Origin of the sequence: Mesorhizobium sp. L103C131B0 (genome assembly GCF_000502275.1) — a bacterium.
Classification (GTDB): Bacteria; Pseudomonadota; Alphaproteobacteria; order Rhizobiales; family Rhizobiaceae; genus Mesorhizobium.
Genome location: NZ_AYXC01000021.1, coordinates 119,337 through 131,963, shown reverse-complemented (window position 1 = coordinate 131,963; position 12,627 = coordinate 119,337). Strand labels below are relative to the sequence as shown.

The window sequence follows — 12,627 nt, the reverse complement described above, 5'->3', positions numbered from 1 at the left end:
AGGTAGACGGCTGAGCTAAGCCCGCTAAAACAGCGCCTTCAGCTCGTCCAGCTTGTCGTTGACCAGCCAGCCGTAATAATTCTCTTCCGGCAGTTTGACCGTCTCACCCGCCGCGCGGCGCTTGTCGTTCTCTGCTTTCAGCGCATAGGCGCGCTGCTCGGGATTGCCGACATTGTAGAGCGTCGCGGTCAGCCCCGGATTGCCTGAGATGTCGAAGCCGGCAATGTTTTTGTAGGCGTCGATCGACTTCCTGATCGTCGCTGCGACGTAGGGCAATGTCAGATCCGGATCCATGATGGTCTTGTAGACCCCATTGGGATCGCCGACATCGAGTTCGGGCAGCCCCGACACCTTGTGCACCAGATCGCTCATCTGCAGCGCGGTCAGCGGGTTGAGCTGGCCGAGGCCAAAGGTCTGGCCGGCATAATAGGGCTGGAAGAAGGTGGCGCCGAAGCGGTCGTTGGGAAAGCTGGTGCCGTCGACGGTCTTGCCGCGGAAGGAGCGGTTCCACACCTGCTCGCGGCATTCCCACAGGTCGTAGCTGTCCGACATTGTGCACTTCTTGAATTCCGGCCGCTGCACGAAATCGGTGATGTCCTCGCCGTCATAGGCGAAGGACAGCTTGCTGGAGAGGTAGGAGATCGCCTTGACGTAGTAGGTCTGCAGCCGGTCGTAGGCATCGACATTGTAGGTGTGCTCGCCGACGATGGCGCCGACGATGTGCAAGGGGTTGATGCCGTAACCGGCAGCCGCCTTCCTGATCTTGGCGCGCAATTCGGCGTCGTTCTGCAACAGAGCGTAGACCTTGCGGTATTTGGCCTGGAAGGTGGTGTTGGTGGCCTGGGTGCGGCGGCTGGAGGCGCCCGGTATGTCAGGCTGCACGACATTGCGGTTGCCCGCCGGCACCAATGTCGCCGCGTCAGCCGCGAACAGCGTCGCCACCAGCGTCAAGCCGAGAATGAGCAGGATCAGTTTTTTCATGCGCCGCCGCCTAGAGAATTGCCGCGCAAACTAGGTAAAGCTCCCGGTCGAGTCGAGAGCGCCCTTGCAGCCGGCAAGACGAAAGATGGCCGCATGATACCATCCGGCCACACACGATGATGTTTGCCGGAAACTGTTGCCTAAGCATCGGCCCAAAAATCGAAACCGATTTTTGGAAAGTCCGATGCGTCGATTCAATACTGTTAGAGCGACCTTTGCGCGTCCAAAGGACGCGCGGCGCTCTAATACCGGCGCCGGATGAACCGGCGCCCTCGTTTAAAGGATGAATCGCGACAAATCTGTGTTTCGCGAGAGGTCGCCGACATGCTTTTCCACATAGGCGGCATCGATGGCGACGCTGGTGCCGTTGCGGTCGGGCGCGTCGTAGGAGATCTCGTCCAGCACGCGCTCCATCACCGTCTGCAGGCGTCTCGCTCCGATGTTTTCGACGCTAGCGTTGAGGTCGACAGCGATGCCGGCCAGCGAATCGATGGCATCGTCGGTGAAGGTGAGGTCGACGCCTTCGGTCTTCATCAGCGCGATATACTGCTTGATGAGGCTGGCCTCGGTCTCGGTGAGGATGCGAATGAAATCGTCCTTCTCCAGCGCCCGCAACTCGACACGGATCGGCAGGCGGCCCTGCAATTCCGGCAACAGGTCGGACGGCTTGGAGACATGGAAGGCGCCCGAGGCGATGAACAGTATGTGGTCGGTCTTCAACGGTCCGTATTTGGTCGCCACCGTCGTGCCTTCGATCAGCGGCAGCAGGTCGCGCTGCACGCCTTCGCGCGAGACGCCGGCGCCCATGCCGCCTTCGCGCGAGGCGATCTTGTCGATCTCGTCGAGGAAGACGATGCCGTCATTTTCGGTCGCGTCGAGCGCCCGGCGCACCACCTCGTCCTGGTCGAGCAGCTTGTCGGACTCGTCGTTGACCAACAGCGCGTAGGACTCCTTGACCGTCGTCTTGCGCGCCTTGGTCTTCTTGCCACCCATCGCCTTCGACAGCATGTCGTTGATGTTGAGCACGCCGATATTAGCGCCCGGCATGCCGGGGATCTCGAAGCCGGGCATGCCGCCGGTGCCGGTGTCGGCAACTTCGATCTCGATCTCCTTGTCGTCGAGCTCGCCGTCGCGCAGCTTCTTGCGGAAGGAATCGCGGGTCGCCGGGCTCGCCGTCTTGCCGACCAGGGCTTCCAGCACGCGCTCCTCGGCATTGAGGTGCGCGCGCGCCTTCACGTCCTCGCGCATCTTCTCGCGCACCAAGCCGATGGCGATCTCGACCAGATCGCGGATGATCTGCTCGACATCGCGGCCGACATAGCCGACTTCGGTGAACTTGGTGGCCTCGACCTTGACGAAAGGCGCACCGGCGAGTCGCGCCAGGCGGCGCGAGATCTCGGTCTTGCCGACGCCGGTCGGGCCGATCATCAGGATGTTCTTCGGCATCACTTCTTCGCGCATCTGGCCTTCCAGCTGCTGGCGGCGCCAGCGGTTGCGCAAGGCAATGGCCACGGCGCGCTTGGCGTCCTTCTGGCCGATGATGAAGCGGTCGAGTTCCGAAACGATTTCACGGGGAGAGAAGGTGGTCATATCACTGAATTCCACTTTGCCACTGCTTGATGGACTCGAACGGATGCAGCAGCATGATCACGTTGAGCGTCAGATTGTCCCGGATGAGGTAGCCGACACCCAGTTCGAAGATGAGGGCGAGGCCGACGATGCTCCATATAGGTAGCTTTCTGGCCATCACAAACCCCAGCACCATGGCCAGCGTGTCGGACACCGAATTGATGATCGAGTCGCCATAGTAATCCAGCGAAATGGTGCCGGCGCGGTAGCGCTCGATGATGAACGGGCTGTTTTCCAGGAGTTCCCAGCCGCCCTCGATGACGACGGCGAAAGCCAGGCGCAGACCGATTGGCGAGCGCGGGAAGAGGACCCAGGCCAAGGCGTAGAACAGGAAGCCGTGGATGATGTGCGAGAACGTGTACCAGTCGGAAATATGCTGGGAATTCTCCGAACTGTTCACCACACCGTGCCAGAGTTTGACGTAACCGCAGGTGCAGATCGGCGTGCGGCCCATGCCGTAAAGCGCGCCGGCCTGGAAGATGAGCAGAGCGAGCACGAGCAGAAGCCCCATCCGCCAGCTGTCTTCATAGGCCGAGTAATTTTTGGCAGTGCCCGGTGTCGCCATCAACTCATTCCCCTTCTTCCGCGTCGCTCTCTTCGGCATCGACGGCCATCAGCACGACGTCCCCATATCTAGAGTGTCTGCGATCGATAGCCCTGAAGCCCGCCTTTTCATAGGCGCGGATGGCGCGGCCATTGTCGGGATGCGGATCGATTATGATGCGCGGCGCGCCTTCCTCGAACAGTTGCTCGACGAATTGCCTGACGATCGCCGAGCCATGACCTTTGCCGACAAGGTCCGGCACGCCGATCGACAGGTCGATGCCGAGCGTGCCAAACGGCTGGTCGGCATAGGGATGGCCGTCATCCAGATGCGGATCGTAGCTCTGCAGATAGGCGATCGGCCTGCCGTCGAGCTCGACGATCAGCGGCTCTACAGAAATAGAGTCAATGTGCTCCCGGATTTCGGCGATTTCCGTCTCCGGATCGTCCCACCATTCGGCGACATGCGGCTCGGCCAGCCAGCCGGCGATCATCGGCAGGTCTTTTTCGGTAACCGGTCGAAAATCATAGAGCACCGGCGGGTTAGCCGGCATCGAGCGTTTCGACAACAAAGTTGTTGTTGGTGTAGACGCAAATGTCGGAGGCGATCTGCATCGCCTTGCGGGCGATCTCCTCGGCATCCTTGTCGCTGTCCATCAGCGCGCGGGCAGCGGCCAGCGCATAATTGCCGCCGGAACCGATGGCCATGACGCCGAATTCGGGCTCCAGCACGTCGCCGGTGCCGGTGAGCGCCAGCGAAACCGACTTGTCGGCCACCAGCATCATCGCTTCCAGCCGGCGCAGATAACGGTCGGTGCGCCAGTCCTTGGCGAGCTCGACGCAGGCGCGCGTCAACTGGTCGGGATATTGTTCGAGCTTGGCTTCCAGCCGCTCCAGAAGGGTGAAAGCATCCGCCGTGGCGCCGGCGAAACCCGCAATGACATTGCCGCCTTTGCCGATGCGGCGCACCTTTTTGGCGTTGCCTTTCATGATGGTCTGGCCAAGGCTGACCTGGCCGTCGCCGGCGATCACCACCTTGTTGCCCTTGCGCACCGTCACGATGGTCGTGGCGTGCATACTCAGTTCATTCGACATTTTTAGCTCCGATTCGCGCGATCCCGATAAGGCGATTGGCGCGCGGTACGAGTGATTTCGATCGGCCATATGTATGCATGGGGCGGGTGATTGCAAACGGCGTCCGCCATGGCCGGTGGCTGTCCGCATCGCAACTGGCAATCGCCGGATCATGCTGCTAGAAGGCTTTCGTTTTCAAGCAAATGACAGCTTGGAACCCCGTCTTGAGTTTCGAACCCCTCAGCCAAGGACAAGGTCATGGCGTCCCGTTCCGCCGAAGTCAGCCGCAAGACCAAGGAAACCGAGATCAGTGTCTCGGTCCATGTCGACGGCACCGGAAAATCCGACATGTCGAGCGGCGTCGGCTTCTTCGACCATATGCTGGACCAGCTGTCGCGCCACTCGCTGATCGACATGACGGTGAAGGCCAAGGGCGACCTGCACATTGACGACCACCACACGGTCGAGGACACCGGCATTGCGATCGGCCAGGCGCTGGCCAAGGCGCTGGGCGAGCGGCGCGGCATCATGCGCTATGCCTCTGTCGACCTTGCCATGGACGAGACGCTGACGCGGGCCGCGATCGACGTGTCGGGCCGTCCGTTCCTGGTCTGGAATGTCGCCTTCTCGTCCCCGAAGATCGGCACGTTCGACACCGAACTGGTGCGTGAATTCTTCCAGGCGCTGGCGCAGAATGCCGGTATCACGCTGCATGTCACCAACCATTATGGCGCCAACAATCACCATATTGCCGAGACCTGCTTCAAGGCGGTGGCGCGCGCGCTGCGTTTCGCACTGGAGCGCGACCCGCGCCAGCCGGAAGCGGTTCCCTCCACCAAGGGATCTCTGAAAGGGTAGGCTGATGGCCATCTATGTCGTGATGGAACCGCCAGGCCGCACCGAGGCGGCCGACGCACCCATTTTTGTCCGCGACGGTTTTTCCTGGCTGGCTTTCCTGGTGGCGCCGCTGTGGCTCGCCTGGCACAGGCTGTGGATCGAGGCGGCGCTCGCTTTCGTCGCCATGGGCCTGCTTTCGCTGCTTGGCGAAAGACTGGGGCTGGATTGGGCCGGCTCCGCACTGTCTTTACTGGTCTCGCTCTATATCGGGCTGGAAGGCCAAGGGCTGCGGATCGCAGCGCTGCGCCGCGGCGGCTGGCATGAATGGGGCGTCGTCGAAGCCGACAATCCTGACGATGCCGACATCCGCCAGTCACTGGACGCCGAGGCGCTTGCCGACGAGCCGGCGCCGCTGCCGCGCATCGTGCCGGACGCCAGCCTGGCCCGGCCGACGCAGACCGGGCTGACGCTGGGCCTGAGCCATACGCCGGGAAAAGCCTGAGATGCGGGTTGCCATCATCGATTACGGGTCGGGCAATCTGCGCTCGGCCACCAAGGCCTTCGAGCGCGCCGCGCATGAAGCCGGCATTGCCGCTGCCATCGAGCTGACCGCCGACGCCGAGCGGGTGCGCAGCGCCGACCGCATCGTTTTGCCCGGCGTCGGCGCCTATGCCGATTGCGCGGCGGGCCTGCGCGGCGTCGCCGGCATGTGGGAAGCGGTGGAAGAGGTAGCGATCGCCAAGGCGCGGCCGTTCCTCGGCATCTGCGTCGGCATGCAGCTGATGTCGGAGCGCGGCCTGGAAAAGACCGTGACCAAGGGCTTCGGCTGGATTGCCGGCGACGTCAAGGAGATCACGCCCGCCGATCCGGCACTGAAGATCCCGCAAATCGGCTGGAACACCATCGATCTGGAGCGCAAGCACCCGCTGTTTTCGGGTATTGCGACCGGGCCCAAGGGTCTGCACGCCTATTTCGTTCATTCCTACCATCTCGACGCGACAAGGCCGGACGAAGTGCTGGCCGTCGCCGATTATGGCGGCCCGGTAACGGCGGCGGTCGCGCGCGGTAACCTTGCCGGCATGCAATTCCATCCGGAAAAGAGCCAGGCGCTCGGCCTGGCACTGATCACCAACTTCCTGCGCTGGAGGCCTTGAGATGAGCAAGAAGGGCTACTGGATGGCGATGGTCGATGTGACCGATCCGGAAAACTATCCGAAATACATCGCCGCCAACAAAGCGGCGTTCGACAAATACGGCGCGAAATTCCTGACGCGAGGCGGTCAGTCGTCAAGCCCGGAAGGGCCATCCGGCAATCGCCATGTGATCGTCGAGTTCGAAAGCTACGAGGTCGCGCTGGCTTGCTTCCATTCCCCCGAATACCAGGCAGCGCTGAAATTCCGGCGCGCTTATTCGACCTCGCATTTCGCCATTGTGGAAGGGGTCTGAACGGTGATCCTGTTTCCGGCCATCGACCTCAAGGACGGCAAGTGCGTGCGGCTGAAGCACGGCGATATGGCGACCGCGACCATCTACAATGACGACCCTGCGGCCCAGGCCAAGGCCTTCGAAGAGCAAGGGTTTGAATGGCTGCATGTCGTCGACCTCAACGGCGCCTTCAAAGGCCAAAGCGTCAACAGCGCGGCGGTCGGCGCCATCCTCAAGGTGACGAAAAACCCGGTGCAGCTCGGCGGCGGCATCCGCACGCTGGCGCAGATCGAGGACTGGCTCGACCGCGGGCTGGCCCGCGTCATCCTCGGCACGGTGGCGGTGCGCGATCCCGACCTGGTCCGGGAAGCCTGCAAGGAATTTCCTGGAAAGATCGCCGTGGGCATCGACGCCAAGGACGGCAAGGTGGCGGTCGAAGGCTGGGCCGAGGCCTCCAGCCTCGGCGTCATCGAACTGGCGCGGAAATTCGAAGGCGCCGGCGTTGCCGCCATTATCTACACCGATATCGACCGCGACGGCGTTCTGACCGGCATCAACTGGGATGCCACGATCGATCTCGCCGACGCGGTGTCGATCCCGGTCATCGCCTCGGGCGGGCTGGCCTCGATCGCCGACATCGTGCGCATGACCATGCCCGACGCAAAGAAACTCGAAGGCGCCATCTCCGGCCGCGCGCTCTATGACGGGCGCATCGATCCGGCCGAGGCGCTTGCGGTGCTGCAGGGCAAGGCGATGGAGGCCCGATCTTGAAGATCTCCATCATCCTGGCCTCCTATGACAGCGGCCACTATCACGGCGGCATGGGCCGAGGCCCGGATGCACTCGTCGCCGGCGGGCTGGTCGACGCGCTGACGCTCTCCGGGCATGACGTCGTCGTCACCGATATCGGCAGGGTTGGCGACGAACAGCAGCGCGAGATCGCCACCGGCTTTGCCGTGTGCGGCGCCGTCTCCGGCGAGGTCCGCATCGCCATAGACCGCGGCCGGCTTCCCATCGTGCTGGCCGGCAATTGTCTGACATCGGCCGGTGCGGTTGCCGGCGAGGATGCCGATGCTATCATCTGGGCCGACCAGCATGGCGATCTCAACACGCCGGAGACGTCCATCTTCGGCTTTCTCGACGGCATGGCGCTGGCCACGGTTCTCGGCCTGTGCTGGAAGCCGATGGCCTCGGCCATCCCCGGCTTCAAGCCGATCGATCCTGCGCGCTGCGTGCTGGTCAACGCGCGCGATCTCGATCCGGCCGAAACAGAGCTGTTGAAGACTTTGCCGGTCATCCGCACCGAATGCCCGGACTGGGCGACGGCGAGCACCAGGCTGAAGGCGCCGGACGCGAAGCGGGTGCACCTGCATCTCGATCTCGACGTGCACGACCCCGGGGCGCTGCAGGCCAACCGCTACACCACGCCCGGCGGCCCGGAGCCGAAACAGCTGCGCCAGGCTGTCTGCGGCATGGCCGGCCTGCTGCCGATTTCCGGCATCACCATTTCCGCCTACGATCCGGCGTTCGATGCGCAGGCCGAGGTTCCGCCGCTGGTCGGCGAACTGCTCAGCGAGTTGCTGGCGACGATGGAGAAGGGCTGATGCTGAAGGCCCGAGTCATCCCTTGCCTCGACGTCAAGAACGGCCGCGTCGTCAAGGGGGTCAATTTCGTCGACCTCATCGATGCCGGTGATCCGGTCGAGGCGGCCAAAGCCTATGACGCGGCCGGCGCAGACGAGCTTTGCTTTCTCGATATCACCGCGTCGTCCGACAACCGTGAAACCATCTTCGACGTCGTCGCCCGCACCGCCGAACAATGCTTCATGCCGCTGACCGTCGGCGGCGGCGTGCGCCAGGTGGCCGATATTCGCAAACTGTTGCTGGCCGGCGCCGACAAGGTGTCGATCAACACTGCGGCGGTGAAGAACCCCGATTTCGTCGCGGAAGCCGCCGACAAGTTCGGCAACCAGTGCATTGTCGTCGCCATCGACGCCAAGAAGGTGTCGGCACCCAATGAAGCCGACCGCTGGGAGATCTTCACCCATGGCGGCCGTGAAAAGACCGGCATCGATGCGGTCGAGTTTGCGCGAAAAATGGTCGATCGCGGCGCCGGCGAGATTCTTTTGACCTCGATGGACCGTGACGGCACCAAGGCCGGTTACGACATTGCGCTGACCCGCGCGATAGCGGATGCGGTGCGCGCGCCGGTGATCGCGTCGGGCGGCGTCGGCACGCTCGATCATCTGGTCGAGGGCATTCGCGACGGCCATGCCGGCGCCGTGCTCGCCGCCTCGATCTTCCATTTCGGCACTTACACGATTACGGAAGCCAAGGCGCATATGGCCGAGGCCGGGCTGCCGATGCGGCTGGACTATCCGGTTCAATCCACTCCACAAAGGCTGTAGGCTGCGCCATGGCTGAATTTTCGCTGTCCGATCTGGAAACGATCATTGGCGAACGCGCCCGTTCCGGCGACCCGGACTCGTGGACGGCAAAACTGTTCGCCAAAGGCATCGACAAGGCGGCGCAGAAGCTTGGTGAAGAGGCAGTCGAGACCGTCATTGCCGCCGTCAAGGGCGACGAGAAAGCCCTCGTTTCCGAAAGTGCCGATCTCATATATCATTGGCTCGTCGTGCTTGGCATGGCCGGCGTTTCGCTGGGCGAGGTGCTGAAGGAGCTTGAGGGCCGCACCGGCCGTTCGGGCGTCACTGAAAAGGCATCCCGGCCGAAAGGCTGACCGCTAGAGCCGGATGATTTCGGGCCGAGGCCTTAAATCTGAATCCGTCTCTAAATTGATAGAGGGAGCATGATGTCGCCCGAAAACCGCTTCACACTTTTCGGCCTCATGCTCTAGAGGGCAGGAAACTCGATGGACCAGCTCGCTCCGACCGAGAAATATTCCCCCTATCGTTTCTTCTCGGCCGAGCAATGGTCGAACTTCCGCGCCGACACGCCGATGACGCTGGGCGAAGACGAGATCAACCGTCTGCGCTCACTGAACGATCCGGTCGACCTGGAAGAAGTCAAGCGCATCTATCTGTCGCTCTCGCGGCTGCTTTCGGCGCATGTCGAGGCCAGCCAGTTGCTGTTTCGCCAGCGCCAGGCCTTCTTCAACGCGCTGGATGTGGTCAAGACACCGTTCATCATCGGCATTGCCGGTTCGGTTGCGGTCGGCAAATCGACCACGGCGCGCGTGCTGAAGGAGCTTCTGGCGCGCTGGCCGTCGAGCCCCAAGGTCGATCTCATCACCACCGACGGTTTTCTCTTACCCAACAAGGTGTTGCGACGCGACAATCTGATGGAGCGCAAGGGCTTTCCCGACAGCTACGATGTCGGTGCGCTGCTGCGTTTCCTCTCGGGCATCAAGTCGGCGCAGCGCAATGTCCGCGCGCCCGTCTATTCGCATTTGACCTATGACGTCATTCCCGGCGAGTTCGTCACCATCGACCGGCCAGACATTCTGATCTTCGAAGGCATCAACGTTCTGCAACCCGGCAAATTGCCGAAGGACGGCAAGATCGTGCCGTTCCTGTCGGATTTCTTCGATTTCGCCATTTATATAGATGCCGACGAGAAGCTGATCCACCAATGGTACATCGCCCGCTTCATGCGCCTGCGCGAGACGGCCTTCCGCAATCCGGACTCCTTCTTCCACCGCTATTCGCAGCTTTCGGAAGACGCCGCGCGCGCCATTGCGGAAGGCTTGTGGGCCAACATCAACCTGAAAAACCTGCGCGAGAACATCGTGCCGACACGGGCGCGGGCCAACCTCATCCTGCGCAAGGGCGCCAATCATCTGGTCGAGGAAGTGGCGCTCAGGAAACTGTGACCGCCGCCTCCGGGCTGGTCGCGATATCGGCCGATTGCGTATCCTGCGCCGGTCGCCGGACATAGCGCCGGTCGGCCGGGACGAGTTTGCGCGCCGCGACATAGACAATCACCGAGACAGCAGCTGCGGCATAGCCGTCGATTGCATAGTGCCACGCCAGATAAACCGAGCTGACGGCAACAAAGGCCACATAGACAAACGCTACAGCGCCGAGACAGCGATTGTACTCCCATGCAAAAAGTGCGTTGAGCATCGCCAAGCCGACATGCACGCTGGGAAAGGCCGAAATGCCTGACGCGAAACCGGTCTGCCTGGCCTCATGAAGCCTCCACAAATATTGCTGGTAGGAAACAGCGGAATTGGAGGATTCGGCGCCGCGGGCCAGGAATGCGAGCTGTTCGCCAAACCGCGCCGTGTCGCCCGTGACCATCCCGTAAAACGCCGGACCAGCCGACAGGAACAGTCCAGCCAATATGTTGCCGACGACGATCCAAACCACCATGAAGCAGATGACATAGCGCGTTCGAACCGACGCCGTCCGGGGCGATGTCGCGACGAAGAACAAGGCGCCAAAATTGAGGACAAACCAGAATACGTTGTAATTCCACTCGATGGCAGCCCGCACGAAATCGTTTTTGGCCACCAGATAGAGCCAGCGCCACGGATCGGCGCCGAAATGCAGGAACGCATCGATGTCGGCATGCAGCACGTCAAATGGAAAGCCGTCCTGCCAGACCGGCAGTCCGTTCTTCACCGAGGTGAATGTGCCTTGAAAGATCATGAGCGCCATGAGGAGGCATAGACCCGAGAGCGAATATGCCAGCCGCGATGTCGAGAACACATATTTCGCCGCCAGACGGCGCCTGATGTCGGTGCGATGTATAAGCAGGCTTATGTCAACAATAATGGCGAAGGTCGGCAGCATCAGGCCGTTCAACAATATCCACCGCCCGAAATATATCGAATACGCGCTGCGGTCGGCCGCGCCTATTGCATACAGAAAAACCAGTCCGGCCAATGTGTAGACGACGATGAACAGATAAACGCCTGAATCCCGGCGAATCAGCGGGATCGCTTGTTTGATGACTGCCCACAACTGACGGAAAACCACACTGCTCTTTGTCATTGTCCCGAGCCGACGTTGCAATGCCCGGGCACTTTATAAGGAAAATCTGTAGAATCGGTTAGTGCTGTGCGAGGACGCGCTCGCTCAAGAAAGTGTCGTCATTCGCCAGCCCCAATTTGCCACAGCCCCACCAGATGGCGAGCGCCGCGGCAATGCCGACAATTCCGTCCACGGCATAGTGCCACCCGAGGTGAATCGAGCCGAAGAACAACAAGACGCCAAAGGCCAGCATGGCGTGACCGAACCTGCGATCAATTGAGTACGCGACAGCCACAAACAGCGCCGCCTGCGCGTTGTGCATGCTGGGCATGGCCGAAATGCCACCGGGCAAATCGACACGGCCAGTATAGACCTCCCAAAGAAAATCCTGTGTCAAGGATGACGACAGCGGATAGATCGAGGCAACCTCGTCGAGATAGCGCATCAGATCGGCATATGGCGAGGGTGCGCCCGGCACCATTTCCGCAAAGTAACAAGGTCCTGCCGAGGAGAACAACGTTGCTATGACCAGGCCGATCAGGATCCACGAAATGACCGTCGCCCGCCAGTAGCGAAGGCGGATCCGCTCAGGCACGCGCGGACTGACAAGCAACCCCACCCAGAACAAGAACACCAGCAGCATCCACAGAGTGTACACTATGTCCAACAGGCGAGTTACCCAAGGCATGCCGACGACCGGCTGAATGATTTGCCACGCCTGATTCCCACCCAGGAGATTTGCATCCCAGTGGGAGAAAGTTTCGTCCCACTGGAAGGGGGCGACAATCGGAATCATCATTTTGTTGTAGAGGAATGCCGCCATGAAGAGAGCCAACACGACGCTAGCGCAGAAACCCCGCGCAAGGGTATTCGACATGCCTCCGAGGGAAGCGACCGCGATGCTGACTGGTGACCCATGGCGACCCTGAACGAGCGCGCAGGAACCAACCACGGCAACAAGGATAGAGCCCAGCAAAGGCAAAAAGCGCACAATTCGACCGGTATATTCAACAATATGGGGCAGGATCGAATCGCCCCTGATTGTCGCGATGAGAAAGGTCAACACGACAAATGCGAAGATCATTGCACTGCGGCGGCCCTCACGCGCGAGCCATGCGGGAAACCGGTCCACATGCGAAGGACTTTGCACGATTTCAGAGGAAGCCATAGGAACGGCCCCAATCTTTTTGAGAACATTCCTT

General features: G+C 61.5%; 16 protein-coding genes. 9 read left to right on the top strand and 7 right to left on the bottom strand.

The window, feature by feature from the left end; translation table 11 throughout:
* Positions 1-24: 24 nt before the first annotated feature.
* From X730_RS139330 to hslV, 5 genes are all read right to left on the bottom strand, one after another.
* Complete coding sequence (locus X730_RS139330) at positions 25-981, bottom strand: DUF1402 family protein (RefSeq protein WP_023728855.1); 957 nt, start codon at positions 979-981, stop codon at positions 25-27.
* 276 nt (positions 982-1,257) lie between these two features.
* Positions 1,258-2,571, bottom strand: a complete 1,314-nt coding sequence (hslU, locus tag X730_RS139335; protein WP_023672325.1) for an ATP-dependent protease ATPase subunit HslU — start codon at positions 2,569-2,571, stop codon at positions 1,258-1,260.
* Position 2,572: 1 nt separating this feature from the next.
* The gene (locus X730_RS139340) at positions 2,573-3,175 is read right to left on the bottom strand and encodes a DUF2585 domain-containing protein (protein WP_023728854.1); all 603 of its coding nucleotides are present in this window, start codon (positions 3,173-3,175) and stop codon (positions 2,573-2,575) included.
* 4 nt (positions 3,176-3,179) lie between these two features.
* Entirely contained in the window at positions 3,180-3,707 is a 528-nt protein-coding gene (locus X730_RS139345; protein ID WP_023728853.1) for a GNAT family N-acetyltransferase, read from the bottom strand.
* Positions 3,697-4,248 carry an ATP-dependent protease subunit HslV gene (gene hslV, locus X730_RS139350; protein WP_023672322.1) on the bottom strand — a complete coding sequence of 184 codons (552 nt, stop codon included), beginning with the start codon at positions 4,246-4,248 and terminating at the stop codon, positions 3,697-3,699. Before hslV ends, X730_RS139345 begins: the two co-directional genes overlap by 11 nt.
* Before the next feature lie 237 nt (positions 4,249-4,485).
* On the opposite strand from hslV, the gene hisB reads away from it, so the two are divergent.
* The 9 genes from hisB to coaA all read left to right on the top strand — a co-directional run bounded on the left by hisB (position 4,486) and on the right by coaA (position 10,320).
* A complete protein-coding gene (gene hisB, locus X730_RS139355; RefSeq protein ID WP_023727853.1) occupies positions 4,486-5,085 on the top strand; it encodes an imidazoleglycerol-phosphate dehydratase HisB in 600 nt (199 codons plus the stop codon).
* Positions 5,086-5,089: 4 nt separating this feature from the next.
* Positions 5,090-5,566 (top strand): DUF2628 domain-containing protein, encoded by a 477-nt coding sequence (locus X730_RS139360; RefSeq protein WP_023728852.1) that lies wholly within the window; start codon positions 5,090-5,092, stop codon positions 5,564-5,566.
* A 1-nt stretch (position 5,567) separates the two neighbouring features.
* A complete protein-coding gene (gene hisH, locus X730_RS139365; RefSeq protein WP_023695990.1) occupies positions 5,568-6,218 on the top strand; it encodes an imidazole glycerol phosphate synthase subunit HisH in 651 nt (216 codons plus the stop codon).
* A 1-nt stretch (position 6,219) separates the two neighbouring features.
* Entirely contained in the window at positions 6,220-6,510 is a 291-nt protein-coding gene (locus tag X730_RS139370) for a DUF1330 domain-containing protein (protein ID WP_023672318.1), read from the top strand.
* Positions 6,511-6,513: 3 nt separating this feature from the next.
* Positions 6,514-7,260, top strand: a complete 747-nt coding sequence (gene hisA / locus X730_RS139375) for a 1-(5-phosphoribosyl)-5-[(5-phosphoribosylamino)methylideneamino]imidazole-4-carboxamide isomerase (RefSeq protein WP_023827366.1) — start codon at positions 6,514-6,516, stop codon at positions 7,258-7,260.
* A complete protein-coding gene (locus X730_RS139380) occupies positions 7,257-8,093 on the top strand; it encodes an arginase family protein (protein WP_023741283.1) in 837 nt (278 codons plus the stop codon). Before hisA ends, X730_RS139380 begins: the two co-directional genes overlap by 4 nt.
* Positions 8,090-8,896 (top strand): imidazole glycerol phosphate synthase subunit HisF, encoded by an 807-nt coding sequence (hisF, locus tag X730_RS139385; RefSeq protein ID WP_023687423.1) that lies wholly within the window; start codon positions 8,090-8,092, stop codon positions 8,894-8,896. Before X730_RS139380 ends, hisF begins: the two co-directional genes overlap by 4 nt.
* 8 nt (positions 8,897-8,904) lie before the next feature.
* Positions 8,905-9,228, top strand: a complete 324-nt coding sequence (locus tag X730_RS139390) for a phosphoribosyl-ATP diphosphatase (RefSeq protein WP_023681408.1) — start codon at positions 8,905-8,907, stop codon at positions 9,226-9,228.
* 132 nt (positions 9,229-9,360) lie between these two features.
* Positions 9,361-10,320, top strand: coding sequence for a type I pantothenate kinase (coaA, locus tag X730_RS139395; RefSeq protein WP_023755482.1), 960 nt, complete (start codon positions 9,361-9,363; stop codon positions 10,318-10,320).
* Here coaA and X730_RS139400 read toward each other — a convergent pair.
* Positions 10,307-11,446 (bottom strand): phosphatase PAP2 family protein, encoded by a 1,140-nt coding sequence (locus X730_RS139400; protein ID WP_023827365.1) that lies wholly within the window; start codon positions 11,444-11,446, stop codon positions 10,307-10,309. The genes coaA and X730_RS139400 overlap by 14 nt on opposite strands.
* A gap of 58 nt (positions 11,447-11,504) precedes the next feature.
* On the bottom strand, positions 11,505-12,593 hold the full coding sequence (locus tag X730_RS139405) for a phosphatase PAP2 family protein (RefSeq protein WP_081730953.1): 1,089 nt from the start codon (positions 12,591-12,593) through the stop codon (positions 11,505-11,507).
* Positions 12,594-12,627 lie beyond the last annotated feature (34 nt).

Bases quoted from the DNA above. Each gene is read 5' to 3' on its own strand.
- X730_RS139330 (WP_023728855.1), bottom strand. From the start codon at position 981: ATGAAAAAACTGATCCTGCTCATTCTCGGCTTGACGCTGGTGGCGACG.
- hslU (WP_023672325.1), bottom strand. From the start codon at position 2,571: ATGACCACCTTCTCTCCCCGTGAAATCGTTTCGGAACTCGACCGCTTC.
- X730_RS139340 (WP_023728854.1), bottom strand. From the start codon at position 3,175: ATGGCGACACCGGGCACTGCCAAAAATTACTCGGCCTATGAAGACAGC.
- X730_RS139345 (WP_023728853.1), bottom strand. From the start codon at position 3,707: ATGCCGGCTAACCCGCCGGTGCTCTATGATTTTCGACCGGTTACCGAA.
- hslV (WP_023672322.1), bottom strand. From the start codon at position 4,248: ATGTCGAATGAACTGAGTATGCACGCCACGACCATCGTGACGGTGCGC.
- hisB (WP_023727853.1), top strand. From the start codon at position 4,486: ATGGCGTCCCGTTCCGCCGAAGTCAGCCGCAAGACCAAGGAAACCGAG.
- X730_RS139360 (WP_023728852.1), top strand. From the start codon at position 5,090: ATGGCCATCTATGTCGTGATGGAACCGCCAGGCCGCACCGAGGCGGCC.
- hisH (WP_023695990.1), top strand. From the start codon at position 5,568: ATGCGGGTTGCCATCATCGATTACGGGTCGGGCAATCTGCGCTCGGCC.
- X730_RS139370 (WP_023672318.1), top strand. From the start codon at position 6,220: ATGAGCAAGAAGGGCTACTGGATGGCGATGGTCGATGTGACCGATCCG.
- X730_RS139390 (WP_023681408.1), top strand. From the start codon at position 8,905: ATGGCTGAATTTTCGCTGTCCGATCTGGAAACGATCATTGGCGAACGC.
- coaA (WP_023755482.1), top strand. From the start codon at position 9,361: ATGGACCAGCTCGCTCCGACCGAGAAATATTCCCCCTATCGTTTCTTC.
- X730_RS139400 (WP_023827365.1), bottom strand. From the start codon at position 11,446: ATGACAAAGAGCAGTGTGGTTTTCCGTCAGTTGTGGGCAGTCATCAAA.
- X730_RS139405 (WP_081730953.1), bottom strand. From the start codon at position 12,593: ATGGCTTCCTCTGAAATCGTGCAAAGTCCTTCGCATGTGGACCGGTTT.